The sequence below is a fragment of the Streptomyces sp. GQFP genome (assembly GCF_021545335.1).
Taxonomy (GTDB): Bacteria; Actinomycetota; Actinomycetes; order Streptomycetales; family Streptomycetaceae; genus Streptomyces.
Genome location: NZ_CP089312.1, coordinates 7499482 through 7526049 on the forward strand (window position 1 = coordinate 7499482; position 26568 = coordinate 7526049).

The 26568-nt window shown below is 69.6% G+C and carries 18 protein-coding genes; 16 read left to right on the forward strand and 2 right to left on the reverse strand.

Annotation, left to right across the window (positions count from 1 at the left end):
- Positions 1-9: 9 nt before the first annotated feature.
- The 5 genes from mreD (at position 10) to LUX31_RS33980 (ending at position 7917) form a co-directional block, all read left to right on the forward strand.
- Positions 10-681 carry a rod shape-determining protein MreD gene (mreD, locus tag LUX31_RS33960; protein ID WP_235479138.1) on the forward strand — a complete coding sequence of 224 codons (672 nt, stop codon included), beginning with the start codon at positions 10-12 and terminating at the stop codon, positions 679-681.
- 131 nt (positions 682-812) lie between these two features.
- Positions 813-3077: a penicillin-binding protein 2 gene (gene mrdA, locus LUX31_RS33965; protein ID WP_235479139.1), complete on the forward strand. Its 2265-nt coding sequence runs from the start codon at positions 813-815 to the stop codon at positions 3075-3077.
- Positions 3074-4273, forward strand: coding sequence for a rod shape-determining protein RodA (rodA, locus tag LUX31_RS33970; RefSeq protein ID WP_235479140.1), 1200 nt, complete (start codon positions 3074-3076; stop codon positions 4271-4273). Before mrdA ends, rodA begins: the two co-directional genes overlap by 4 nt.
- 107 nt (positions 4274-4380) lie before the next feature.
- Positions 4381-5883, forward strand: a complete 1503-nt coding sequence (locus tag LUX31_RS33975) for a CYTH and CHAD domain-containing protein (RefSeq protein WP_235479141.1) — start codon at positions 4381-4383, stop codon at positions 5881-5883.
- A gap of 84 nt (positions 5884-5967) precedes the next feature.
- Positions 5968-7917 (forward strand): TIGR03960 family B12-binding radical SAM protein, encoded by a 1950-nt coding sequence (locus LUX31_RS33980; RefSeq protein WP_235479142.1) that lies wholly within the window; start codon positions 5968-5970, stop codon positions 7915-7917.
- Positions 7918-7929: 12 nt separating this feature from the next.
- Here LUX31_RS33980 and LUX31_RS33985 read toward each other — a convergent pair whose 3' ends face one another.
- Both LUX31_RS33985 and LUX31_RS33990 read right to left on the reverse strand, forming a co-directional pair.
- Complete coding sequence (locus LUX31_RS33985) at positions 7930-8706, reverse strand: methyltransferase domain-containing protein (RefSeq protein WP_235479143.1); 777 nt, start codon at positions 8704-8706, stop codon at positions 7930-7932.
- 40 nt (positions 8707-8746) lie between these two features.
- Complete coding sequence (locus tag LUX31_RS33990) at positions 8747-10114, reverse strand: serine hydrolase domain-containing protein (RefSeq protein ID WP_235479144.1); 1368 nt, start codon at positions 10112-10114, stop codon at positions 8747-8749.
- A 111-nt stretch (positions 10115-10225) separates the two neighbouring features.
- Between LUX31_RS33990 and LUX31_RS33995 the strand changes: the two genes are divergently transcribed.
- The 11 genes from LUX31_RS33995 to LUX31_RS34045 all read left to right on the forward strand — a co-directional run bounded on the left by LUX31_RS33995 (position 10226) and on the right by LUX31_RS34045 (position 26508).
- Positions 10226-11422, forward strand: coding sequence for a hypothetical protein (locus tag LUX31_RS33995; RefSeq protein ID WP_235479145.1), 1197 nt, complete (start codon positions 10226-10228; stop codon positions 11420-11422).
- 47 nt (positions 11423-11469) lie between these two features.
- Entirely contained in the window at positions 11470-12270 is an 801-nt protein-coding gene (locus LUX31_RS34000) for a TIGR03936 family radical SAM-associated protein (RefSeq protein ID WP_235479146.1), read from the forward strand.
- A gap of 263 nt (positions 12271-12533) precedes the next feature.
- Entirely contained in the window at positions 12534-16364 is a 3831-nt protein-coding gene (locus LUX31_RS34005) for an Rne/Rng family ribonuclease (protein WP_235479147.1), read from the forward strand.
- Between the two features lie 307 nt (positions 16365-16671).
- Positions 16672-16992 (forward strand): 50S ribosomal protein L21, encoded by a 321-nt coding sequence (rplU, locus tag LUX31_RS34010; RefSeq protein ID WP_006374708.1) that lies wholly within the window; start codon positions 16672-16674, stop codon positions 16990-16992.
- Positions 16993-17006: 14 nt separating this feature from the next.
- Positions 17007-17261, forward strand: a complete 255-nt coding sequence (rpmA, locus tag LUX31_RS34015) for a 50S ribosomal protein L27 (RefSeq protein ID WP_105974470.1) — start codon at positions 17007-17009, stop codon at positions 17259-17261.
- Positions 17262-17404: 143 nt separating this feature from the next.
- The gene (gene obgE / locus LUX31_RS34020) at positions 17405-18841 is read left to right on the forward strand and encodes a GTPase ObgE (protein WP_235479148.1); all 1437 of its coding nucleotides are present in this window, start codon (positions 17405-17407) and stop codon (positions 18839-18841) included.
- 325 nt (positions 18842-19166) lie between these two features.
- Complete coding sequence (locus LUX31_RS34025; RefSeq protein ID WP_235479149.1) at positions 19167-20717, forward strand: alkaline phosphatase D family protein; 1551 nt, start codon at positions 19167-19169, stop codon at positions 20715-20717.
- Positions 20718-20892: 175 nt separating this feature from the next.
- Entirely contained in the window at positions 20893-22395 is a 1503-nt protein-coding gene (locus LUX31_RS34030) for a bifunctional cytidylyltransferase/SDR family oxidoreductase (RefSeq protein ID WP_235479150.1), read from the forward strand.
- A 140-nt stretch (positions 22396-22535) separates the two neighbouring features.
- Positions 22536-24572, forward strand: coding sequence for a hypothetical protein (locus LUX31_RS34035; RefSeq protein WP_235479151.1), 2037 nt, complete (start codon positions 22536-22538; stop codon positions 24570-24572).
- Between the two features lie 136 nt (positions 24573-24708).
- Positions 24709-25836: a glutamate 5-kinase gene (proB, locus tag LUX31_RS34040; RefSeq protein WP_235479152.1), complete on the forward strand. Its 1128-nt coding sequence runs from the start codon at positions 24709-24711 to the stop codon at positions 25834-25836.
- Positions 25837-26043: 207 nt separating this feature from the next.
- Positions 26044-26508, forward strand: coding sequence for a hypothetical protein (locus tag LUX31_RS34045; RefSeq protein WP_105974476.1), 465 nt, complete (start codon positions 26044-26046; stop codon positions 26506-26508).
- The last annotated feature ends 60 nt before the right edge of the window (positions 26509-26568 follow it).

The following is a 26568-nucleotide window of genomic DNA, read 5'->3' on the forward strand; positions in this document are numbered from 1 at the left end:
GAACTCCCCATGCGTTTCAACCGGATGCTCCTCTCCACCACCCTGGTGGTCGTCGCCATGGTGATCCAGGTGAGCGTCCTCGCCCGCCTGCACCTCCCGGGCGCCGTCCCCGACCTCCTCCTGCTGACCGTCCTCGGCCTCGCCCTGGTGTACGGCCATGTCGGCGGCGCCCTCGTCGGCTTCGGCGCCGGACTCCTCGCCGACCTCGCCCCGCCCGCCGATCACGCGGCCGGCCGCTACGCCCTCGTGCTCTGCGTCATCGGCTACCTCGCCGGCCTGGTCAAACCCGAGAACGGCCAGCTCAAGTCGGCCACAGGACCGATGACCGTCGTGGTCGCCGCCGCCGTCGGCACGACCCTGCTGTACGCCGGTGTCGGCGCCCTCGTCGGCGACACCGCCGCCCGCAACGTGGGCCTCACCAGCCTGCTGTTCACGGCCGCGCTGTACGACCTGCTGCTCGCGCCCTTCGTGGTCCCCGGCATCATGTTCCTGGCCCGCAGAGCGGAGAACGATCCGCTCGCCGAGGCCAACTCCTCGGCCAAGAAGAGCGACATCTCGTCGGGCTGGCTCTCCTCCGGCACCGGCCTGCGCATCGGCAGCCAGCGCGGCGGCCTGAAGGTGAAGGCGGCCCGCTCGAAGGCCGCCCGCGCCGGCCGCATCAAGGGGGTCAAGCGCCTGTGATCGCAGCGGAGTTCACTCGAACGGGTTCACCGGGCCGGAACGCCGCCTCACAGCTCAGGCGTTCATCATTCGTACGCGCACACACGTCTACGTCACACACGTCGGCGCACTGAGAGGGGGAGGCAGCACCAGTGACCAACATTCCCGAGACCGGCCGGACACCACGCGTCCAGATCCGGCTCGTCGTCATCCAGATCCTCGTCCTCTCCCTCCTCGGCACCCTCGGCGGCCGGCTGTGGTACCTCCAGATCCGCGAGGGCGACGCCTACGCCAAGGAGGCGTCCGGCAACCATGTGCAGCAGGTCGTGCAGCCCGCCGTCCGCGGCTCGATCCTCGACGCGCGCGGGGTGCCGATCGCGGACAACGAGACACGTCTCGTCGTCTCCGCGTCGCGCACCGAACTGCTGAAGATGGCGGACGACGGCGACGCCGTCCTCACCAAGCTCGCCGGTGTGCTGGGCATGAAGCCCAAGGACGTCAAGGACAAGGTCCGGCTCTGCGACTCGAAGACGCCGCAGCCCTGCTGGAACGGCTCGCCGTACCAGCCGATCCCCATCACCGACGAGGCCACCGCACGCCAGGCCCTCCAGATCCGCGAGCGCTCCGAGGACTTCCCCGGCATCACCGCCGAGCCCGAGGCCGTACGCCGGTACGCGGGCCCCGGCGGGTCCAACACCGCCCAGGTCCTCGGCTATCTCTCCCCGGTCACCGACGAGGAGATCACCAAGGCACAGGACACCGACTCGCCGTATCTGCGCTCCGACCAGGTCGGCCGCTCCGGTCTTGAACGGGAGTACGACAAGGAGCTGCGCGGCAAGGCCGGCGTCACCCGCTACGAGGTCGACAACCTCGGCCGGGTCATCGGCACCGCCGAGGCGGACCCCGCGCAGTCCGGCTCCAACCTCGTGACGAGCATAGACGCGAGGGTTCAGCGGGTCGCCGAGTACGAGCTGAACAACGCGATGAAGGAAGCCCGCAAGGAGTACGACGACAACACCAGCGAGAACTACAAGGCCGACGCGGGCGCGGTCGTCGTCATGGAGGCCAAGACGGGCCGGGTCGTCGCCATGGCGTCCAACCCGACGTACGACCCGAACGCCTGGGTCGGCGGCATCTCCGCCAAGGACTACGCCAAGCTGACCGGGAAGAACTCCAACTACCCGCTGCTCAACCGGGCGATCCAGGGCCAGGCGGCCCCCGGCTCGATCTTCAAGGTCATCTCCACCTCGGCCGCCGTCAACGCGGGCTACGCCTTCGACGGGAACTACGACTGCTCCAGCTCGTACTCGATCGGCGGCCAGGTCTTCAAGAACTACGAGTCCAAGGGGTACGGCCCGATCAGCCTCGGCCGCGCCATCGAGGTCTCCTGCGACACCGTCTTCTACCGCCTCGCCCACGACCAGTGGGCGAAGGACGGCGGCCTGAAGCCGAACAAGAACGCGAAGAACTGGTTCTACACCACCGCCCACCAGTACGGCCTCGGCGCCGTGACCGGCATCGACCTCCCCAACGAGGTCGCCGGCCGCGTCCCCGACCGCAAGTGGAAGCAGGACTACTGGAAGGCCAACAAGGCCTCCTGGTGCAAGTACGGCAAGAAGGGCGGCACGTACGCCCAGCAGATCGCGTACGAGAACTGCCTCGAAGGCAATCTGATGCGCGCCGGTGACTCCGTCAACTACTCCATCGGTCAGGGCGACATCCTCGTCACGCCGATACAGATGGCGACGATCTACTCGGCGATCTCCAACGGCGGCACCCTGTACGACCCGACCGTCGGCAAGGCGATCGTCAGCGCCGACGGCAAGTCCGTCGAGGCGATCAAGCCCAAGGCGCACGGCAAGCTGCCGATCTCGAAGTCGACCCTGAAGGACATAGACGGTGCCCTTGAGGGAGTCGTCACCCGTGGTTCGGCGGCCTGGCGGTTCGGCGGCTGGCCGCAGGACGAGATCCCGATGCACGCCAAGACGGGTACGGCCGAGGTCTACGGCAAGCAGACCACCTCGTGGTTCGCGACGTACACCAAGGACTACACGATCGTCATGACGATCTCCCAGGGTGGTACGGGCTCCGGTGCCTCAGGACCGGCTGTCCGCAACATCTACGAGGCGCTGTACGGAGTCTCCGAGGACGGCAAGATCGACAACAAGAAGGCGCTGCTGCCCACCCCGCAGAAGAGCCTGCCGAAGATCGAGTCGGACGGCTCGATCGACGCCCCGAAGATCAAGCCGTACGTCCCGCCGAAGGCCACCGAGGAGATCCTCGCCGTCGCGGGCGGACAGCTCCCGCCGGCCACGGTCGCCTCGGAGGGCACACGCACCAACCGCAGCGGCCGCAGAGCCCAGGGCAGCCGCAAACGCAGGCGCAGGCGGAGTACGCGAGGGACGACCACGACATGACCGGCGCGAACACCTTCTCCGTCTCCGGCTACGGCCCCGAACGCTCGTCCCTGTCCCGGCTGCTGGCCCGCGACTCGCTGGCCCGCAGGCTGGACTGGCCGATACTGCTGTCCGCGCTCGCGCTGTCCTTCATGGGCGCGATCCTGGTCTACTCGGCGACCCGCAACCGCACCGAGATCAACCAGGGTGACCAGTACTACTTCCTGATCCGGCACCTGATGAACACCGGCATCGGGTTCTGTCTGATGATCGGCACGGTCTGGCTCGGCCACCGCACCCTGCGCACCGCGGTCCCGATCCTGTACGGGCTCTCGGTCTTCCTGATCCTCATGGTGCTGACCCCGCTGGGCGCGACCGTCAACGGCGCCCACGCGTGGATCGTGCTCGGCGGTGGCTTCTCGCTCCAGCCCTCGGAGTTCGTGAAGATCACGATCATCCTGGGCATGGCGATGCTGCTGGCCGCCCGGGTCGACGCGGGCGACAAGCCCTACCCCGACCACCGCACGGTCCTCCAGGCCCTGGGCCTGGCCACCGTGCCGATGCTGATCGTCATGCTGATGCCGGACCTCGGGTCGGTCATGGTCATGGTCATCATCGTGCTCGGGGTGCTGCTGGCCTCCGGCGCCTCCAACCGCTGGATCTTCGGCCTGCTGGGCACGGGAGCACTGGGCGCGGTGCTGGTCTGGCAGCTCGGGGTCCTGGACGAGTACCAGATCAACCGCTTCGCCGCCTTCGCCAACCCGGAGCTGGACCCGTCCGGCGTCGGCTACAACACCAACCAGGCGAGGATCGCGATCGGTTCGGGCGGTCTCACCGGCACCGGGCTGTTCCACGGCTCGCAGACCACCGGCCAGTTCGTCCCGGAGCAGCAGACCGACTTCGTGTTCACCGTCGCGGGGGAGGAGCTGGGCTTCGTGGGCGCGGGCCTGATCATCCTGCTCCTGGGCGTGGTGCTGTGGCGGGCCTGCCGTATCGCCCGCGAGACGACCGAGCTGTACGGCACGATCGTCGCCGCCGGGATCATCGCGTGGTTCGCGTTCCAGTCGTTCGAGAACATCGGGATGACCCTGGGGATCATGCCGGTCGCCGGTCTGCCACTGCCCTTCGTGTCGTACGGAGGATCGTCGATGTTCGCCGTGTGGGTGGCGGTGGGGCTGTTGCAGTCGATCAGGGTGGAGCGGCCCATGTCCGCGTAGCGCTGCGCTCCGCGTGTTGTCTACGTGAACGGGAGATGTGTCCCAGATGGCCAATAAGCGACCTTTGGGGTCTGTCATCGAAGCGGAATCGTGACTAGATTCAATTCATGGCGGACACAAAGCGGGAAATCGAGCGGAAGTACGAATCCGACGACAGCGGGTTGCCCGACCTGACCGGTGTCGCCGGGGTCGCGGATGTTCTCGACAAGGGCACCGCCGAGCTGGACGCGACCTACTACGACACCTCTGACCTGCGTCTGGCCTCTGCGGCGATCACGCTGCGCCGCCGCACCGGCGGGTCCGACGCCGGCTGGCATCTCAAGCTCCCGGTCGGCCCGGGAGTGCGGGACGAGATCCAGGTTCCGCTCTCCGACACCGTCCCCGACGAACTGGCCGGGCTGGTCCGCGCCCGGGTCCGTGAGGGACAGCTCGTGCCCGTGGTCCGGCTGCGCTCCGCACGGGACGTGCGCGACCTCGTCGACGCCGAGGGCAAGCAGCTCGCCGAGGTCGGCGTGGACACCGTACGGGCGGAGCGGCTGTTCGGCGGTGACGGCACCGCACAGTGGACCGAGATCGAGGTGGAGCTGGCCGACGGCGGGGACACCCGCGTCCTGGACAAGGTCGAGAAGCGCCTGCGCAAGGCGGGCGTACGGCCGTCGAAGTCCTCGTCGAAGCTGGCGCGGGCGCTGGCGGAGACCAAGGGCGGACAGCCGCGGCCGAAGGCGGAACCCGCCGAGCCCGTCACCGCCGGCGACCATGTCCTTGCCTATGTCCGCGCCCAGCGGGACGCCATCGTCGACCTCGATCCGGCCGTGCGCCAGGACGCAGAGGAGTCCGTGCACGACATGCGGGTCGCCACGCGGCGGCTGCGCAGCACGTTCAAGTCCTTCGGCAAGGTCCTCGACCGGGAGGTCACCGACCCGATCGGCGACGAGCTGAAGTGGCTCGCCGGGGAACTGGGAGTGGGCCGCGACCAGGAGGTACTGGCCGAACGGCTGAACACGGTCCTCGACGAGCTGGCCCCCACCCTCGTCCACGGCCCGGTCCGGGACCGTCTGGCAGCCTGGTCCAAGGCCGAGTACGGCGGGGCCCGCAGCCGACTGCTCGGTGTGCTGGACTCCCCGCGCTATCTGGCCCTCCTCGACACCCTGGACGCCGTGGTCGCCGACCCGCCGGTGCTCGAGGCGGCGGCGAAGAAGCCGGACAAGGTGCTCGCCAAGGCCGTACGCAAGGACTTCTCGAAGGTGGCCGCGCTGATCGAGGAGGCCATGGAGCAGCCGTCCGGCGCCGACCGTGACCTCGGGCTGCACGAGGCCCGCAAGAAGGCCAAGCGCACCCGGTACGCGGCCGAGGCGGCGGGCCCGGCCCTCGGCGGCCCGGCCAAGGCGCTCGTCAAGTCGATGAAGTCCCTCCAAAGCCTCCTCGGCGACCACCAGGACAGCGTCATGGTCCGCACCACCCTGGGCGAGCTGTCCGCCGTGGCGCACGCGGCGGGCGAGAACACCTTCACGTACGGGCTGCTGTACGGGCGTGAGGAGCGGCGGGCTGAGCGGGTGGAGGAGGCGGCGCCGGAGGCCTGGGCGAAGGCCAAGGACGGGATGGACGTCTGAGGGCGGAGATCCTCGGCGGTACGGCGGGTGTCCCGGGCCGCGTTACGCTGAATGACCACCCCTGTCGGTCCACGGAAGTGCGAGATGTCAGCCGAATCGGTCTTCCCGCAGCTCGAAGCTCTGCTCCCGCATGTGCAGAAGCCCATCCAGTACGTCGGCGGAGAGCTCAACTCCACGGTCAAGCCGTGGGAGGACTGCGACGTCCGCTGGGCGCTCATGTACCCCGACGCGTACGAGGTCGGGCTGCCCAACCAGGGCGTCATGATCCTGTACGAGGTGCTAAACGAGCGCGAGGGCGTGCTCGCCGAGCGTACGTACAGCGTGTGGCCCGACCTCGAGGCGCTGATGCGGGAGCACGGCGTCCCGCAGTTCACGGTGGACGCCCACCGTCCCGTGCGGGCCTTCGACGTGTTCGGGCTGTCCTTCTCCACGGAGCTGGGCTACACGAACATGCTGACGGCGCTGGACCTCGCGGGCATCCCGCTGGAGTCCAAGGACCGCACCCTCGACGACCCGATCGTGCTGGCCGGCGGCCACGCGGCCTTCAACCCCGAGCCCATCGCGGACTTCGTCGACGCGGTGATCATCGGCGACGGCGAGCAGGCCGTCCTCGACATGACGGAGATCATCCGCGCCTGGAAGGCGGAGGGCCGTCCGGGCGGTCGCGAGGAGGTCCTGTTCCGCCTCGCGAAGACCGGCAGCGTCTACATCCCGGCGTTCTACGACGTGGAGTACCTGGCGGACGGGCGTATTGCGCGCGTCGTACCGAACAAGAGCGGTGTCCCGTGGCGGGTGAGCAAGCACACGGTGATGGACCTCGACGAGTGGCCCTACCCCAAGCAGCCCCTGGTCCCGCTCGCGGAGACCGTCCATGAGCGGATGTCGGTCGAGATCTTCCGTGGCTGCACGCGCGGCTGCCGGTTCTGCCAGGCGGGCATGATCACCCGCCCGGTCCGTGAACGCTCCATCACGGGCATCGGCGAGATGGTGGAGAAGGGCCTGAAGGCGACCGGCTTCGAGGAGGTCGGCCTCCTCTCCCTGTCCTCTGCGGACCACTCGGAGATCGGCGACATCGCGAAGGGCCTGGCGGACCGCTACACGGAGGACAAGATCGGCCTGTCGCTCCCCTCCACTCGCGTGGACGCCTTCAACGTGGACCTGGCGAACGAGCTGACGAGGAACGGCCGCAGGTCCGGTCTGACGTTCGCCCCCGAGGGTGGCTCGGAACGCATGCGCAAGGTCATCAACAAGATGGTCTCGGAAGAGGACCTGATCCGGACGGTCTCCACGGCGTACGGCAACGGCTGGCGCCAGGTGAAGCTGTACTTCATGTGCGGTCTGCCGACGGAGACCGACGAGGACGTCCTCCAGATCGCCGACATGGCGATGAACGTGATCGCCGAGGGCCGCAGGGTCTCCGGCCAGAACGACATCCGCTGCACGGTCTCGATCGGCGGCTTCGTACCCAAGCCGCACACCCCGTTCCAGTGGGCCCCGCAGCTGTCGGCGGCGGACACGGACGCGCGCCTGGGGAAGCTCCGGGACAAGATCCGCGCCGACAAGAAGTACGGCCGCTCGATCGGCTTCCGCTACCACGACGGCAAGCCCGGCATCGTCGAGGGCCTGCTGTCACGCGGCGACCGGCGCATCGGCGCCGTGATCCGCGCGGTGTACGAGGACGGCGGCCGCTTCGACGGCTGGCGCGAGTACTTCTCGTACGACCGCTGGATGGCCTGCGCGGAGAAGACGCTGCCCGACTTCGGGGTCGACGTCGACTGGTACACGACCCGCGAACGCACGTACGAGGAGGTCCTCCCGTGGGACCACCTCGACTCGGGCCTCGACAAGGACTGGCTCTGGGAGGACTGGCAGGACTCCCTCGACGAGACAGAGGTCGAGGACTGCCGGTGGACGCCTTGTTTTGACTGCGGGGTGTGCCCGCAGATGGACACTTCCATTCAAATCGGGCCCACGGGCAAGAAGTTGCTGCCGCTGACCGTGAAGCAGCCGGTGGGGACCGGGCACAGTCACTGAAATGACCCGACGTCACGGGTGGGAGCAGATCACCGTGACGAGGGTGAACGACGCGTAGAAGGGGCCTTGGGTGAGGCCGGTGAACCAGGTCTCGCCCCGGGTTCTGTCGATGTGGCCCTCCGCGATGGCCTGTTGCATGTTGCGGCCGAGGCCCAGGGTGTGGTCGGCGTGCTCGAAGTCGGTGAAGACCGGGGTCGTGGCGATCGTCGTCTCTACGCGGAAGCCCGCCCGGGTCGCCAGGCGGGCGAGGCTGCGGCCGACGGTGGCGTGGCGGACCACCTTCTCGGTGGTGTAGCGGGTGAAGGCCCGGCTCGTCTCCAGGTCCTCCGAGTCCACCGCCAGGGTGTCCCAGTCGGGTTCCACCAGGGCGACGAGGGCGCCCGGGCGGGTGGCGGTGCGGAGTTGGGCCAGTACGTCCGCCGGGGACCGCACATGCATCAGTACCCGGTCGACCTTGGCGCGGTCCACTGTTCCGGGGACGACGGGCAGGGCGTGCGCGTCCGCCTCCCGGAGCTCCACGGTGCTTGTGGCGGCGGTGCGTTCACGGGCCGTCGCCAGCATCGCCGGGTCCTGGTCCACGCCGATGACGCGGCCGGTCGCGCCGACGCGTTCGGCTAGCGAGGGCAGGTCGGTGCCGGGGCCGCAGCCGACGTCCAGGACCGTGTGGCCCGGGCGGAGGTCCAGCAGGTCGAGCAGTTGCCGCTTGTACGTCCGGCCGGCGTCCTCGGACGCGGCGCGCAGCATGTACGCCGCCTGGTCGGGCCGGGGTACACCGAGGGTCTTCGTCATGGGACCAGTCAAGCAGTTGTTTGCCCGGCGCCAAGTGGGTTCAACGGGGGTGGAGTTGGCAGGGGTGCGTGAGGAAGTTGCCCAACAGGCCCTCCGCGTCACCGGACTTGTGGGCCTGTGCCACCCCGGTGAGGCTGCCGTTGCCGGGTTCGTGGTGGAGGCGGAGTGACAGTTCCGGGCTGTTGATCCGGGCGTCCGCCGTGGGGAGTTGCACGGGGAAGGTCGCCTGGAGGGGCCATGCGCGCGATGCGCTCGCTGGGGATTTCGTCGTCTCGCCGTTCAGGTGCAGGCGGACCGCATCCTCCTCCGGGGAGAGGGTCAGTGACAGCGGGATGTCTCCCTCGGGGGTGCTGATCGTGCCTTGCCAGTGGGGTGTTGGGAGGGATAGGGGGCGTATCGGGTCTTCCGTGATCGGGGAGATCGACTCGGGGGTGAAGCCGGGGACGAGGGCGGTGAGGATGTGGTGGGTGATCCTGTCGCGGGCCGCCTTGTTGGTGCTGTTGGTCAGTACCGACACCGACAACTGCCGCTCGGGCACGGTCACGACGATCGCCGCGACTCCGCCCATCCCGCCGCCGTGGCTCTGTATCAGGGGACCGGTACCGAGTGAGAGGCACCAGCCGAGCCCGTATCCGAGGCCCGTGTTGACGGGGTGCGCCTCGCGGACGGCCGCCGCCGTCTCCGGTTTCAGCAGACGGTCGTACGACTGGGCGAAGAGGGCCAGTTGGGCAGCGGGGGCCCAGCCCAGGGTGGCGCCGGGGTGGCTGGTGCCGCAGTACGGCGGATAGGGGCGCCCGTCGGCGGTGTAGCGCGTCGCCGAGGGCGCCGGGCCGGGGTGGGTGGGGCCCAGGTGGAGGGCGGTGAGGCCCAGGGGTTCGAACACCCGCTCCCGTACGAAGTCCGCGAGGCCTCGGCCCGACGCCGCTTCCAGCAGCCGACCCAGGGCGCGGTAGCCGAGGTTGGCGTACTCGAAGGCGGTGCCCGGGGGGCGGTGCAGTCGCGCGTACGGGGTCGCGTCGATCCGGTCGGCGGCGCCGGGGCCGGTGTAGTGGAAGTCGTAGTGGGCGCCGAAGCCGCCCCGGTGCTGGAGGAGTTGGCGGGCTGTCGGGGCCGGCCAACCGTGGTCGTTCGGCACGGGTACGGGGGCGTCCAGGTCCAGCAGGCCCTCGTCGGCCGCCACGCAGATCGCCGTCGCCGTCATGGGCTTGGTGATCGAGGCCAGGCCGTAGGCCGTTCCGGGGGTGGCGGGGCGGGCATTGGCGACGTCCGCGAGGCCGTATGCCTCGGCCAGGGTCACTTCGCTGTGATCGACGACGGCCACCGAGGCCGACGGGCAGCTGTGCTCGTCCAGGGTCGAAGTGCAGTACTCGGCCAGCCTGTTCGGATTCAGTGCGTTCGGTGTGCCCATCCGCGCATTCTGGCAGGACGAAAGGTCGTAGGTTTACGGCCGTTGTCCCTCGTCCTGATCACTTTTCGGATACACCGCATCCGGAGAGGGGGCCCGCGCGTCTACGTCGGTATGGATCTGGAGAAACCGGCCACCGGGGGCGAGGTGCGGCAGCCCGAGCGGCAGCCTGAAGGGTGTCTCGTCGTTGCGATTCGCATCCCTGTGCGGATCGTTGTGCTTGTGCTGGTCGTGCCCGTGCGGATGGTGTGGGACGGGCTCGTCGTTGGCGGGCGGCTTCTCACGGATGCCGTGCTGCGGCCCCTGGGGCGGGCGCTCGGCTGGGTCTTGTGGGCCGTCCTCGTCTGGCCGTTCGTCGCGCTGTGGCGGTACGTCGTCGAGCCCCTGGGCAAGGCGCTCGGCTGGCTCGGGAACGTGCTGGTCGTCGTACCCCTGGTGTGGCTCTACCGGACTGTGCTGACGCCGCTCGGCCACGGGCTCGCCTGGATGTGCCGGGGGATCGGTGCCGGGCTCTGGTGGGTCTGCCGAGGGATCGGCGCAGGACTCGGATGGGTGTGCCGGGGGATCGGTGCCGGGCTCGGCTGGGTCTACGCGCGCGTGCTCACGCCCGTGGGGCACGCGGTGCTGTGGGTGCTCAAGGGGCTCGGGGCAGGTGCGGCGGCCCTGGGGCTCGGCGCGTACGCCGTTGCCGCCTGGCTCGCGCGGTACCTGGTTGTCGTACCCGCGCAGTGGCTGTACGAGTGGGTCCTCACGCCGATCGGGCGGGCGGTCGCCTGGTGTGCCCGGGGGGTCGCGTGGTGCGTCGGCATGGTGGTCACCGGGATCGGGTTCGTTCTCTACTGGGTGCTGCGCCTGCTTCTCGTCCTGCCCGCGCTCGCGCTGTGGCGCTGGGTGCTGACGCCCGTCGGACGCGTCCTCGCGGTCATCGGGCGGGAGGTCTGGGGCGCGCTCGGACATGCCTGGCGCATCGCCGGGCACATCTCGCTCGCCGTCGGACGGTTCCTCGGGACCCTCCTTCGGTGGATCTTCGTGGAGCCCGTGCGCTGGGCGTACCGGACCGTGCTGACGCCGGTCGGGCACTTCGTGCGGGACGCCGTTCTGCGGCCCGCCGCCGAGGCCGCGCGCAGTGTGGGGCGGGTCACCCGGCAGGTGCTGGCCGCCGCACGCGACTCGGCACGGCAGGCCCGGGCCGACTTCCGGCGGATGCTCTTCGGGGAGCCGAAGGAAGCGGTCGCCGTGGACCGGCGGGAACCAGGAGTCGTCGACGGACGTACTCTTGGTAGCAGTACGACCGCACTCACGAAGGACTGACTCCACTGGGCAAGCGACAGCCCGAAGGCCCGCCGCCCGCGCCGACGGTGCAGCGCATCCGACTGCGCTACACCAAGCGTGGCCGCCTCCGGTTCACCAGCCACCGTGACTTCCAGCGCGCTTTCGAGCGTGCGCTGCGCCGTGCCGAGGTGCCGATGGCCTACTCGGCGGGGTTCACGCCGCATCCGAAGGTGTCGTACGCCAATGCCGCAGCCACCGGCACGGGCAGTGAGGCGGAGTACCTGGAGATCGCGCTCACCGAAGCGCGCGATCCCGACAAGCTGCGCGAGCTGCTCGACGAGTCGCTGCCCACCGGGCTCGACATCGTCGACGCGGTCGAGGCCCGGACCTCCGGGTTCGCCGACCGGCTCACGGCTTCCGTATGGGAGCTGCGTCTGGAGGGTGTGGCGCCCGAGGACGCGCGCCGCGCCGTCGACCTCTTCAACGCCGCCGAGACCGTCGAGGTCCAGCGCCTCGCCAAGAACGGCATGAGAACCTTCGATGCCCGGGGCGCGGTCGCGGGCCTGGAAGCACTCGCGGTAGGCGTTGAGCCAGGTGATGAGACGCACAGTCCACAGGCTGATAGGCCGACCGACCAGGCCTGTGCGATACTGCGGCTGGTTGTTCGGCACGTGACGCCTGCCGTTCGACCCGACGACGTCCTGTCCGGTCTCCGCGCCGTGGCCGACCTGGCGCCGCCGGTCCCCGCAGGGGTGACCAGGCTGGCGCAGGGGCTGTTCGATGAAGAGACCGGCACGGTGACCGACCCGCTCGCGCCCGACCGCGAGGCAGCGGTGGCCCTCTCCATGGCCACTCCGACTGCCGCCGCGTCGCAGGCACCGGCGTAAGGAAGGTCCCGCGAAGGGACGAACGTCGTAGCGCCGCCCTCGTACTCGGGAGCCACCTGGGTCGGGCAGCGCACCGACCACAAGACTTTCGCCAGGCCGTACGCAACATGGCGTACGGAACCGGCGAGACAGGACACAGAGAGCTCCCGTGCGGCGCCCGCGCCCCGGACGGCGGCACCGCGCACTGCGCGAGCCGCGGACGTCACCGGCACCCAAGCCGGACCAGGTGCGGCGCCCGGGAGCCTGACGGGAGAACCGCCCGCATGCTCGAACCGACCGAAGCCGCTTCGGAACCCATTGAGGGTTCCGCACACGACACCCCCAGCGACACCCTGCCGCCGCGCCGACGGCGCCGCGCAGCGTCCCGCCCCGCGGGACCGCCTGTCGCCGGAGCCGAGGCCGCTGCCGTGGCCGAGACCACGGCGCCGGCCATACCGGCCGCCGAAACAATCGAAACAGACCAGGCCGACAAGGCCGCAGAGACCGATCAGAACGTCGAGGAAGCCGCCGCCGAGGCGCCCGCCCCTCGTACGCGCCGTCGGGCCACCCGGCGCGCGTCCGCGCCCGCCGGTGCGCCCGCCAAGGCTGCCGAGGCAGTCGTTGACGAACCGGCCGTGACCGCCGTATCCGCCCCGACTGCCGAGGAGAGCGGCGAGCAGGGCGAGAAGAGCGGCGAGGAGAGCGTGGCCGAGGCGCCCGCCGCCGTGGAGGAGGCCGCGCCTGCTCCGCGTGCCCGTCGCCGGGCCACCCGCCGGGTCTCCGCGCCCGCCGCCGAGACCGAGGCCGCGGCTCCGGCCGCCCCGGTGGAAGAGGCGCCCGCGCCCGTCGCCGAGGCTGCCAAGCCTGAGATCGAGCCCGAGACCGTTGTCGCCGAGGACGCCTCGTCGCGTCGTGGGCGTCGCCGGGTCGCCCGTAAGGCCGCTGTCGGGTTCTCCGCGCCCGCGCCCGCCGTCGAGAACGGCGAGGGTGGACGGCGTCCCGCGCGTCCCGCCGTCGCCGTGTTCCAGGCGCCCGTCTTCACCGAGCCGATGTTCCAGACGCCCGAACGGGCCGCCGCCGCGGCTGCCGCCGAAGCGGCCGAGGACGTCGAGGAGATCGAGACCGAGGAAGAGACCGTCGAGGCCGCCCCGGTCGCCGAGACCGTCGTCGAGGAGCACACCCCGCGCCGTCGCCGCCGTCGTGGGCGTACCGACGAGGAGCCCGTGGCCGCCGCGCCCGTCGTGGTCGAGGAGCCGGAGGAGACGGAGAGCGTCGACGACGCCTACGAGTCCGCCGAGGACAGCACCGACACCGACACGGACGACGACGGCGACGAGGGCCCCGGTTCGCGTCGGCGCCGCCGCCGCGGTGGCCGTCGTAGGCGCCGGGGTGAGTCCACCGACTCCGACAGCGACTCCGGGGACGACGACTACGCGGGCGAGCAGTCCGCGCGGGCCGACGAGGACGCCGCGGACATCGCCCACCAGGTCGACGAGGACGCCGAGGAGGACGAGCGCGACGAGCCGGGCGGGTCCGGTTCCGCCAGCAGCCGTCGCCGGCGCCGTCGTCGGCGTCGTGCCGGTGACTCGTCCGGCGAGAGCGAGACCGCGACCGGCGAGAGCGACCCCGAGCGCACCGTTGTCAAGGTCCGCGAGCCGCGCCCCAAGCGGGACGAGCACCCGAGCGACGAGGTCCAGTCCATCAAGGGCTCGACCCGCCTCGAAGCCAAGAAGCAGCGCCGCCGCGAAGGCCGCGAGCAGGGCCGCCGCCGCGTCCCGATCATCACCGAGGCCGAGTTCCTGGCCCGCCGCGAGGCCGTCGAACGCGTGATGGTCGTACGTCAGTACGGCGACCGCACCCAGATCGGCGTCCTCGAGGACAACGTGCTCGTCGAGCACTACGTCAACAAGGAGCAGGCGACCTCGTACGTCGGCAACGTCTACCTGGGCAAGGTCCAGAACGTGCTGCCGTCCATGGAGGCCGCGTTCATCGACATCGGCAAGGGGCGCAACGCCGTCCTGTACGCCGGTGAGGTCAACTTCGAGGCGCTGGGCATGGCCAACGGGCCGCGGCGCATCGAGAGCGCGCTGAAGTCCGGGCAGCCGGTCCTCGTGCAGGTCACGAAGGACCCGATCGGCCACAAGGGCGCACGGCTCACCAGCCAGGTCTCCCTCCCCGGGCGCTACCTGGTCTACGTCCCCGAGGGGTCGATGACCGGCATCAGCCGCAAGCTGCCCGACACCGAGCGCGCGCGTCTGAAGACCATCCTCAAGAAGATCGTCCCCGAGGACGCGGGCGTCATCGTGCGCACCGCCGCCGAGGGCGCGAGCGAGGACGAGCTGCGCCGTGACGTCGAGCGGCTCCAGGCGCAGTGGGAGGACATCCAGAAGAAGTCGAAGGGCGGCAACGCGCCAACCCTGCTGTACGGCGAGCCGGACATGACCGTCCGCGTCGTGCGCGACATCTTCAACGAGGACTTCACCAAGGTCATCGTCAGTGGTGACGAGGCCTGGCAGACCATCCACGGATACGTGGCCCACGTCGCCCCGGACCTCACCGACCGGCTGTCGAAGTGGACCTCCGAGGTCGACGTCTTCGCGACGTACCGCATCGACGAGCAGCTCGCCAAGGCGCTCGACCGCAAGGTGTGGCTGCCCAGCGGCGGCTCGCTGGTGATCGACAAGACCGAGGCGATGATCGTCGTCGACGTCAACACCGGCAAGTTCACCGGCCAGGGCGGCAACCTGGAGGAGACGGTCACCAGGAACAACCTGGAGGCGGCCGAGGAGATCGTGCGCCAGCTGCGGCTGCGCGACCTGGGCGGCATCGTCGTCATCGACTTCATCGACATGGTCCTGGAGTCCAATCGGGACCTGGTGCTGCGGCGCCTGCTGGAGTGCCTGGGGCGGGACCGTACGAAGCACCAGGTGGCCGAGGTCACGTCGCTGGGGCTCGTGCAGATGACCCGTAAGCGGGTCGGGCAGGGCCTGCTGGAGTCGTTCTCCGAGACCTGCGTCCACTGCAACGGCCGCGGTGTCATCGTGCACATGGAGCAGCCCAGCTCCAGTGGGGGCGGCGGCAAGCGCAAGAAGCGCGGCCGTGGCGGCGCCGAGCACGAGCACGCCCACGACACCCACGAGCACGACGTGATCGTGGACACGGACGCCGACGAGGACGTCGAGGAGACGGTGGCCGAGGTCGCCGCCGAGGTGGCGGCGCCGGAGCCCTTCTTCGAGCCCGACGACGAGCTGTACAACAGTGCCGCCGAGGCGGAGGCCGCGGCCGGCCGCGGTGGCCGTTCCAGGCGGCGCGCCAGCCGTCGGGCCTCGGCTCCGGCGGGGGCGCCCCGGTCGGAGTCGCGTTCGACGGACGGGCGTCGCGCTGATGCCCGTACGGCCGAGTCCGTTGTCGCCGGCATCGCCGACGTCGCCGAGGTTTCGGTGGTTCCGGATGGGGCGCCGGTCGCCGTGCCGGAGGTCGTGGCTCACGCCGAGCCCGTGGCCGTCGAGGACCCGGTGGTCGAGGCGCCCGTCGCCGAAGCGCCCGTCGCGGTGCAGGACGACGCGGCTCCCAAGGGGCGTACGCGTCGGCGGGCCACCCGCAAGGTGTCCGCTCCGGCCGGGTCGCCGAAGGCGGCCGACGAGGCTGTGGCGGAGACCGTGGTGACTGTCGTGGAGCCGGTGGCGACTCCGGCCCCGGTCGAAGAGCCCGCGGCTCCCGCAGAGCCCGTGGCGACCGAGAGCGCCGCTCCGGCCCGGCCGCGGCGACGTGCCGTGCGCAAGGCCACCGCGCCCACCTCGTCCGCCGAAGCGGCCGTCGTGGTCGTCCCGGCGGCCACCGAGACCGCTGCGGCGCCTGCCGACACGGCCGAGGCCGAGGACGTGGCTCCCGCCAAGAAGACGGCGCGCAAGACCGCCGCCAAGACGGCGACCACGGCCAAGAAGACCGCCGCGAAGAAGACCACGGCGGTCAAGAAGACGGCTGCCAAGAAGACGACGACGGCCGCCAAGAAGGCCACGACCAAGAAGGCGGCGTCGAAGAAGACGGCTGCCGCTGCCGAGCAGTCGGCGCAGGAGTCGGTGTCGGCGGGTACGGGTTCGGCCTCGGAGGGCTGATCCCTCCGGCTGGTAGTTGAGTTATGGCGGTCCGTCCGGGTGCATTGCCCGGGCGGGCCGTCGCGTTTGGGTGCTTGGGGTTTGGCGGCCCTGAGCGGGGGGAATCGCGCTCAGTTTGACCCGTTCAGGCCGGGCCCGTAATCTTGAGCGTCGGCGTGTCCATAGCTTCATCCACGACGCGTCACATCCCCGTAAACCTGCATCCTCCTGAGCACCGGGCATTTTGGTGCGGCGGGAGAGGCCGCTCGCTTGTGTCGGGCGGCTGGACTGCGGGGGTGCCGTTCCCGAGCGAGAGAGTGAGATCCGCGTGTACGCCATCGTGCGCAGCGGTGGTCGCCAGCACAAGGTTGCTGTCGGCGACATCGTTGAGGTTGACAAGATTTCCACTGCCAAGGTTGGCGACACGGTCGAGCTCTCGACCCTGCTCGTTGTCGACGGCGACGCTGTGACCAGCGACCCGTGGGTCCTGGCCGGCATCAAGGTCCAGGCCGAGATCGTGGACCACCACAAGGGCGTCAAGATCGACATCCTTCGCTACAAGAACAAGACCGGCTACCGCCGTCGTCAGGGCCACCGCCAGCAGTACACGGCGATCAAGGTCACTGAGATCCCCGCGGCTGCGAAGTAAGGGACTGAGGAGAGATGGCACACAAGAAGGGCGCATCGTCCACCCGGAACGGTCGCGACTCCAATGCTCAGCGGCTCGGCGTGAAGCGCTTCGGCGGTCAGGTCGTCAACGCCGGTGAGATCCTGGTCCGCCAGCGTGGCACCCACTTCCACCCCGGCGCGAGCGTCGGCCGTGGCAAGGACGACACGCTGTTCGCGCTGGCCGCCGGTGCGGTGGAGTTCGGTACGCACCGTGGGCGCAATGTCGTGAACATCGTTCCGGTCGCCTGAGTCGGCTGATCGGAAGCTTTCGCGAGGCGGACCTCACTTCCCTCCCGGGAAGCGGGTCCGCCTTTCGCGTGTTTTACCTGAGCAGAGATTTCTGGCAGAGATTTCTGCCTGAAGATTTTCGTACGTAACTGGAGGCACATCCCATGACCACCTTCGTGGACCGCGTCGAGCTGCATGTCGCCGCGGGTAGCGGAGGTCACGGCTGTGCCTCCGTCCACCGTGAGAAGTTCAAGCCGCTGGGCGGGCCCGACGGCGGCAACGGCGGACACGGCGGTGACGTGATCCTCACCGTCGACCAGTCCGTGACCACGCTGCTCGACTACCACCACTCCCCGCACCGCAAGGCCACCAGCGGCAAGCCCGGCGAGGGCGGCAACCGGTCCGGCAAGGACGGGCAGGACCTGGTTCTGCCGGTGCCGGACGGGACGGTTGTCCTCGACAAGGCGGGGAACGTGCTCGCCGACCTGGTCGGGCACGGGACCTCGTACGTCGCCGCTGAGGGCGGGCGTGGTGGGCTCGGCAACGCCGCGCTCTCCTCGGCCCGGCGCAAGGCGCCCGGGTTCGCGCTGCTCGGGGTGCCCGGGGGGTTGCAGGACATCGTCCTGGAGCTGAAGACCGTCGCGGATGTGGCGCTCGTGGGGTATCCGAGTGCCGGTAAGTCTTCGCTGATTTCGGTGCTCAGCGCCGCCAAGCCGAAGATCGCTGATTATCCGTTCACGACCCTTGTGCCCAATCTGGGTGTCGTTACGGCTGGGGCCACCGTTTACACCATTGCCGATGTGCCCGGGCTCATTCCCGGTGCCAGTCAGGGCAAGGGGCTCGGGCTCGAGTTCCTGCGGCATGTGGAGCGGTGCAGTGTGCTCGTGCATGTGCTCGACACGGCGACGCTGGAGTCCGAGCGTGACCCCGTCTCCGACCTCGACATGATCGAGGAGGAGTTGAAGGAGTACGGGGGGCTGTCGGACCGGCCGCGGATCGTCGTCCTGAACAAGGTCGACGTGCCCGACGGGCTGGACCTCGCCGAGATGGTGCGGCCCGAGCTGGAGGCTCGTGGGTACCAGGTGTACGAGGTGTCCGCCGTCGCCCATATCGGGCTGAAGGAGCTGTCGTTCGCGCTCGCCGAGATGGTCGGGCAGGCGCGGGCCGCCAAGCCTCAGGAAGAGGCGACCCGGATCGTCATCCGGCCCAAGGCCGTCGACGACGCCGGCTTCACCGTCGTCCAGGAGGAGGACGGGCTGTTCCGGGTGCGGGGCGAGAAGCCCGAGCGCTGGGTGCGGCAGACCGACTTCAACAACGACGAGGCGGTCGGGTATCTCGCCGACCGGCTCAACCGGCTGGGTGTCGAGGAGAAGTTGATGAAGGCGGGGGCCCGGGCGGGGGACGGCGTTGCCATCGGGCCCGAGGACAACGCGGTTGTCTTCGACTGGGAGCCGACGGTCATGGCTGGGGCGGAGATGCTTGGGCGGCGTGGGGAGGATCATCGGCTTGAGGTGCCTCGGCCTGCTGCGCAGCGGCGGCGGGATCGGCAGGCTGAGCGGGACGATGTTCAGCGGGAGTTCGACGACTTCGAGCCGTTTTAGGAGGGTGTGGGGGTGCGGGGCGTTGTTTTTCGCCCCCGCCGCCCCTACCCGTCCCATCCTTCTGGGGGCTGTGCCCCCAGACCCCCCTTCGTCCTCAAACGCCGGACGGGCTGGATGGTGCCGGTCGGGCTGAGTGGTGCACCCCTGTGCAGGGCCTCTCCGCGCCGTTTTCTATGATCTTCCCCTGATCATTCCTCAGGGGTCTCCTGTTCGTCCGTGTACTTGTGTTTGTCATGTACTCGCATCCCGTTGTTCAGCGGGTCGGTCGGGCTGTCGTGGGAGCTTCCGTAGGTCCAAGAAGCTGCCCAGGCAAGGGAGTTCGACGATGAGTGGGATCGTTTCGCCCGGCAGACGCCGGTTTCTGACTGCTGGGGCCGCTGCCGTTGGTGCCGCCGCGTCCGGGCAGTTGCTGCTTGCGGGGACCGCTCGGGCCGCGCAAACCCCGTTGCCCGACGGGGTGTTCAGTCTTGGGGTTGCCTCCGGGGATCCCCTGTCGGACGGTGTCGTGCTGTGGACCCGGCTCGCTCCCGATCCGCTCAACGGTGGGGGCATGCCCGATCGGGCCGTTGTCGTCGAGTGGCAGATATCCGAGGATTCGCGGTTCCGGCGCAAGGTCAAGCGTGGATACGCCTGGGCGCGGCCCGAGTACGGGCACAGCGTTCACGCTGATGTACGCGGGCTGAGCCCCGACCGGCACTACTGGTACCGGTTCCGGACCAGCGGGCAGCTCTCGCCGGTGGGGCGCACCCGTACCGCACCCCGGCCGCTCGTCTCCGGCAGCCATCTGCGCCTCGCGCTCGCCTCCTGCCAGAACTGGCAGCACGGCTACTTCACTCCGTACGCCGACATGCTCGCCCAGGACCCCGACCTCGTCGTCTTCGTCGGCGACTACATCTACGAGTCGACGCCCGCGAGCACGGGCGTACGCAGGCACGAGGGCAGCGGGGAGCCGTACAGCCTCGTCCAGTACCGCAACCGGTACGCCCAGTACCGCAGCGATCCGGACCTCAAGGCGATGCACGCCGCCGCGCCCTTCGTCGTCACCTTCGACGACCACGAGATCGACAACGACTTCGCCGGCGAGATCCCGCAGGATCCCGACAAGCAGACGCACGACGCGTTCGTCGCGCGGCTCACCGCCGGCTACCAGGCCTACTACGAGCACATGCCCGTCCGCGCCACCTCCGTGCCCAACGGACCGCACATCCGAATGCACCGGCGGCTCGACTTCGGGCGGCTCGTGCGGCTCAACGTGCTCGACACCCGGCAGTACCGCAGCGACCAGGCCACCACCGCGGCCGGTGCCCTGGACCCGGCGATGACCATGCTCGGCGCCGCGCAGAAGCAGTGGCTGTTGGATGGGCTGCACGGGTCGCAGGCTCGGTGGAATCTCATCGCCTCGCAGATCATGATGGCCGAGACCGACCTCCAGATCGGCCCCGGCAAGCTCTGGTTCTACGACGCCTGGGACGGCTACCAGGTCGAACGCAACGCCCTGCTCGCCGAGTTCGCGAACGTCCGTAACCCCGTCGTCCTCACCGGCGACCGTCACCTCACCATGATCAGTGACCTCAAGCGGGACTACGCCGACCCCGGCTCGGCGGTCGTCGGTGCCGAGTTCGTCGGTACGTCCATCTCCAGCAACGGGGACCAGGATCCCGTCGCCTTCCACAAGGAGTGGGACCCGCGCATGGGTGACAATCCGCACTGGAAGGTCATCGACAACCATCGCGGATACCACCTCTTCGACATCCGGCGGGGCGGCATCGACGCCCAGGTGCGGATCGCGGACACCGTGACCAAGCCCACCTCCGCCTCCCGGACCCTCGCCAAACTCCGCGTGGACTCCGGGAAACCGGGGGTACGGCAGGTCTGAACCGGTCTGACCGGCGAAAGGGGCCCGCGGCCGACCGTAAGCAGAATCACTCAAAATAATTTCCGGTGAATGGCGGGTTGCGCACGCATATGCGCCGGGCGGCGCTCACCTTGCATTGCGGTTACCGCAGGTGGGACGATTTCAGGGTTCTCTGTTGCCCCGAGGTAGGTCGCCCGTGTCCCAGCACAATGCCAAGCCCCGCACCACCGCCGTCGTCCTCGCGGGCGGCACCGGTCAGCGGGTGGGCCTGTCGATTCCGAAGCAGTTGCTGAAGATCGCCGGGAAGGCGGTCATCGAGCACACCCTGAACACGTTCGAGCAGGCGGATTCGATCGACGACGTCATCGTGCTGATGGCGCCCGGCTATGTGGCGGACATCGAGAAGATCGTCGCCAAGGCCGGTTTCAGGAAGGTCACCCGGATCATCGAGGGCGGCGCCACCCGTAACGACACCACCGAACGGGCCATCCAGGCCCTGGGGGAGGGGCTGGTGGAGGGCGAGGACCGCAATGTTCTCTTCCATGACGCCGTACGGCCTCTGCTGTCCCAGCGAGTTATCGACGACTGTGTCGTCGCCCTGGAGCGGTTCCAGGCCGTCGACGTCGCCATTCCATCCGCCGACACGATCATCGTCACCCGTACGCATGGTGAGGACGGTGAGTTCATCACCGAGATCCCGGACCGGTCGCGGCTTCGGCGTGGTCAGACGCCCCAGGCGTTCAAGCTGTCGACCATCCGGCGGGCCTACGAGGTCGCGGCCGGCGACCCCAACTTCCAGGCCACGGACGACTGTTCGGTCGTACTCAAGTACCTGCCGGACGTGCCGATCCATGTCGTCGCGGGCGACGAGTACAACATGAAGGTCACCCAGCCCGTCGACGTCTTCATCGCCGACAAGCTCTTCCAGCTCGCCTCCACCGCCACGCCCCAGCAGATGAGCGAGGAGGCCTACCGCGAACTGCTCACCGGCAAGACGCTCGTCGTCTTCGGCGGGTCCTACGGCATCGGCAAGGACATCGCCGAGCTGGCCGAGGGGTACGGCGCCACGGTGTACGCCCTCGGGCGCTCGACCACCGGGACACACGTCGAGAACCCGGAGGAGGTCGACGACGCGCTGTCCAAGGCGTATTCGGAGACCGGGCGTATCGACCACGTCGTCAACACGGCCGGCGTCCTGCGCATCGGCAAGCTCGCCGAGACCGACAACGCGACCATCGAGGAAGCGCTGAAGGTCAACTACCTGGCCCCTGTGCAGATCGCCCGTTCGGCCTACAAGTACCTCGCCGAGACCAAGGGCCAGCTGCTGCTCTACACCTCCAGCAGCTACACGCGCGGCCGTGCCGAGTACAGCCTCTACTCCTCCACCAAGGCCGCGATGGTGAACCTCACCCAGGCCCTGTCGGACGAATGGGCCGGCGACGGCGTCCGCGTCAACTGCATCAACCCGGAGCGCACGGCCACCCCGATGCGTACGAAGGCCTTCGGCGAGGAGCCCGCAGGTTCATTGCTCTCCTCCGAGGCGGTGGCCCGTACGTCGCTGGACGTGCTGCTGTCCGAGCTGACCGGGCATGTCATCGACGTCCGCCAGCAGGACCCGACGGCCCCGGCCGGCCGGGCCTCCGGCTTCGAACAGGCGCTCGCCAGCGTTCTCGACCGTCAGGACGACGGCCTAGCATGAAGCCATGCCGCACGGCATGAAGTCCGACGGTGAATTTCGGCAGCAAGCCCACACGGAATCCACAAAAACCGCCGGACAGGCTCCCAGCTAATTCCAGACCGATTTCGGGTAATTTCTCAGATATCAGATACAGGTTCTCCTTGATTTCCACTGCTATTCGCGTCGCCCGGGTGGGCAGCCCGGCCGAGCTGGCCGCGGCGGTCCTCATGATGCTGGGCTTCCCCTGTCTCATGGTGGCCGCGCTCGTCCCGAGCGTGCCCGCCTTCGCCGTCGCCGCCGCAGTGACCTACCTGGCGGACCACTATCTGCACCACCGGGGCAGCTATCTGATCAACCGCCTCGGCAAGGTGCGGGCGGGCGTCTCCATCCGGTTCCTGGTGCGGGAGCTGCTGGTGCTGCTGCTCCTGGCGCGCGCGGACCTCTCCCGGAGCATGATCTTCTACGCGGCGATCGCCTGCTTCATCGCCTTCTACGGCTTCCAGGCCCCGCACGGCGCCCTGACCACGCTGATCCGCAACCGCCGCCGGATGCCCGTCGCCACCCGCAACGTCGACCTGGCCTCGCGCATCCCCATCCCGAACGCCCCGCCGCGCTTCCTGCTGGAACGCTCCAGCGAGAAGATGCTCCACCTCGACCTCGCCGCGGTCATCGGCATCCTGATCACCGTCGAGACCGGTTCGACGGCGTACGGCATGACCGGCGTCGGCATCACCCTCGGACTGGCGTTCCTGTACGTGGTCGCCCTCGCGCCCTTCGTCCGGGGCCGCCGGATCCCGCCGGACGCGGAGACCGTGCTGGCCGCGACGGACGCGTGGCTGCGCGAGTACCGGCCGCAGACGCTGCTGTACTTCTCCGGGTCCAAGGACTCGGCGTACCAGGTCAACATGTGGCTGGAGACGATGGAGCAGTTGGAGACCCGGCCGCTGATCGTCCTGCGTGAACGCGTCATACTGCAGAACCTCGCGCCCACGACCGTCCCCGTCATCTGCGTGCCCGGCGGCATCCATCTGATGAACCTGGACCTGCGTACGGTCCGGGTCGCGCTCTACGCGGCGAACGTCGGCAAGAACATCCACCTGCTGCGCGTACCGACCATGAAGCACGTCTTCATCGGGCACGGCGACAGCGACAAGATCGCCAGCGTGAACCCGTTCAGCAAGGCCTACGACGAGGTGTGGGTCGCCGGGCGGGCCGGGCGCGACCGGTACGCGATCGCCGACGTCGGTGTCCGGGACGAGGACATCGTCGAGGTGGGGCGGCCCCAACTGGCGCCCATCGAGAGCGGTGTTCGGGGCGGCCCGTCCGGAGGGGTGCCCACGATTCTCTACGCCCCGACCTGGGAGGGCTGGGACGACGATCCCGGCAACACCTCCCTCCTGCTCGCCGGCGAGAACATCGTGCGCGCACTGGTGTCGGCCGAGCCGCCCGTCCGGGTGCTGTACAAGCCGCACCCCTTCACCGGCACCCGCAGCGAGGAGGCCAAGGCCGCCCACGAGCGGATCACCGCGCTGGTCGAGGCCGCCGCGGTCGAACGGGCATCCGACCCACGCTTCCTGGGTGACGGCGACGAGCAGACGCGGGCCAAGGCGGACCTCGCGCGTGTCGAGGCGCGGCTCGCCGAACTGGCCGGGCCCGGCGGCGAGAAGGGCGACGAGGCGGAGGCGACGCGGGACGGCGTCGTCGACCTGGAGCGCCACGAGGAGACCGCGAAGCTGCGCACCGAGTGGAACGACGCGTACTGGCGTTCGTTCGGCGTCGGGGAGCACCGGGTCATCACGGGCGCCGAGCCACGCCTTTACGACTGCTTCAACGTGTCCGACGGGATGGTCTCCGACATCTCCAGCGTGGTCTCCGACTTCATCGCGAGCGGCAAGCCATACGCCGTGACGGACTCGGCGGAGCTGGGCGCCGAGGAGTTCAAACGGCAGAACACCGCCGTCCGCGCCGCCGTGATCCTCACCAACAGCGCCGAGGAACTGGGGCAGTTGCTGGACGCCGTACGCGATCCGGCGGCCGATCCGCTGGCCGGGGAGCGCGCGGAGCTGAAGCGGTATCTGCTCGGGCCCGACGAGCCGCCGTCCATCGAGCAGTTCAACACCGCGACGGCCGACCTCGCCGTGAAGGCCGAGACCCGGAACGCGGGCCAGAAGCGGCAGGCGGCGACGGCCCGGACCTGAGCATCCGTGGTCGACTGATCCGGGGCGGGCCACTTTGGGATCTCCCGTCCGCCCACTGGACCGACGCACACCCCCAGGGGGTGTTCGCGTAAATTGCCCCCAGCACAGCCGGACGACCCGAGGGGACAGACCGCAGGTGGCAGGGGCAAGGCAGGCCGTCGCAGAGGCCCACAGGATTGTCGTCAAAGTGGGTTCCTCGTCGCTGACCACGGCGGCAGGCGGCCTCGACGCCGACCGGGTCGACGCGCTCGTCGACGTCCTCGCCAAGAGCCGCAGCGGCGGCGAGAAGGAGATCGTCCTCGTCTCCTCAGGTGCCATCGCCGCAGGCCTCGCCCCCCTCGGCCTGCGCCGCCGCCCCAAGGACCTGGCCCGCCAGCAGGCCGCCGCCAGCGTCGGCCAGGGGCTCCTCGTCGCCCGCTACACCGCCTCCTGCGCCCGCCACGGCATCCGCGTCGGCCAGGTGCTGCTCACCTCCGACGACACCAGCCGGCGCGCCCACCACCGCAACGCCTCCCGCACCCTCGACAAGCTCCTCGCGATGGGCGCCCTCCCGGTCGTCAACGAGAACGACACCGTCGCCACGGACGAGATCCGCTTCGGCGACAACGACCGCCTCGCCGCCCTCGTCGCCCACCTCGTGCGCGCCGACCTCCTCGTCCTGCTGTCCGACATCGACGGTGTGTACGACGGCGACCCCAGCAGGCCCGGTACGTCCCGCATCGCCGAGGTGCGCGGTCCGGCCGACCTCGCGCAGGTCGACATCGGCAGCGCGGGCAAGGCCGGAGTCGGCACCGGGGGCATGGTCACCAAGGTCGAGGCCGCCCGGATCGCCGCCGCCGCCGGTATCCCGGTGGTCCTCACCAGCGCGATCCACGCCGCCGACGCCCTCGCGGGCCGGGACACCGGCACCTACTTCCACCCCACCGGCAGGCGCTCCGCCGACCGTCTGCTCTGGCTCCAGCACGCCTCCACCCCGCAGGGCTCGCTCACCCTCGACGACGGCGCCGTGCGCGCGGTCGTCCAGGGCCGCAAGTCGCTGCTGCCGGCCGGTATCGCCGGCGTCGAGGGCGAGTTCGTCGCGGGCGACCCGGTCGAACTGCGCGACAGCGCGGGCCACGCCGTCGCACGCGGGCTCGTCAACTTCGACGCCAAGGAGATCCCCCAGCTGATCGGCCGCTCGACCCGCGAACTGGCCCGCGAATTGGGCCCCGCGTACGAGCGCGAGGTCGTCCACCGGGACGACCTCGTCGTCCTGAACCCGTAGCCGTCCCTAACGGGAATCCCCGGTCTCTGTAAAACCTCTCTTTGCTCCCGTCCCGCAAAGGCCGAAAACAGGGGGAACGCCCCGCAAATCCGCCCGCCGTGAGGTGGACGTTCCGCAAAAGCGCCCCATGAAGCGTGCGCACCTGCTTCTCTCTGTTTCAGGGAGATTCCGCACGACCATCGGGTAAAGGAGGCCGTCGTGAGACGAGTGCGCCCTGGGGCGGCGGCGTCCCGCGGTGGAACCGCCTCGCGCAAGGTGGGCGAGGAGCGCGCCCTGACCAGCGTCGTGGCCGGCGCCCGCTACGAGGAGGCGTACGAGGAGCCGAAGGACGTGCCCCGGCTGTGGCATGTCACGCTCAGCGTCTCCGGCGCCGAGGCCCCGCTCAAGGAGGTCAGGCGAGGGCTGGAACAGCTCGCCCACGACCATCCCTTTCTGCTGACCAGCCGCTACGCCAACGACCACGCGGAGATCCGCTACTGGGAGGAGGCCCGCGACCTGCACGACGCCGCGGCCGTCGCCCTGCGCCTGTGGGGCGAGCACCGCCAGACCGCGCAGCTGCCGCCCTGGGAGATCGTCGGCCTGGAGGTCATCGACCGCGAGACCTACCACCACCGCATCGCCGAGGGCTACGGCCCGCTGCCGGCGACTCCGGTGGGCGTCCACCCCTTCTGACCTTCCGGCCTTCCGGCCTTTACAGGGGCACCCCTTTTGCGGGGTCTGAGCGGCTTGTCT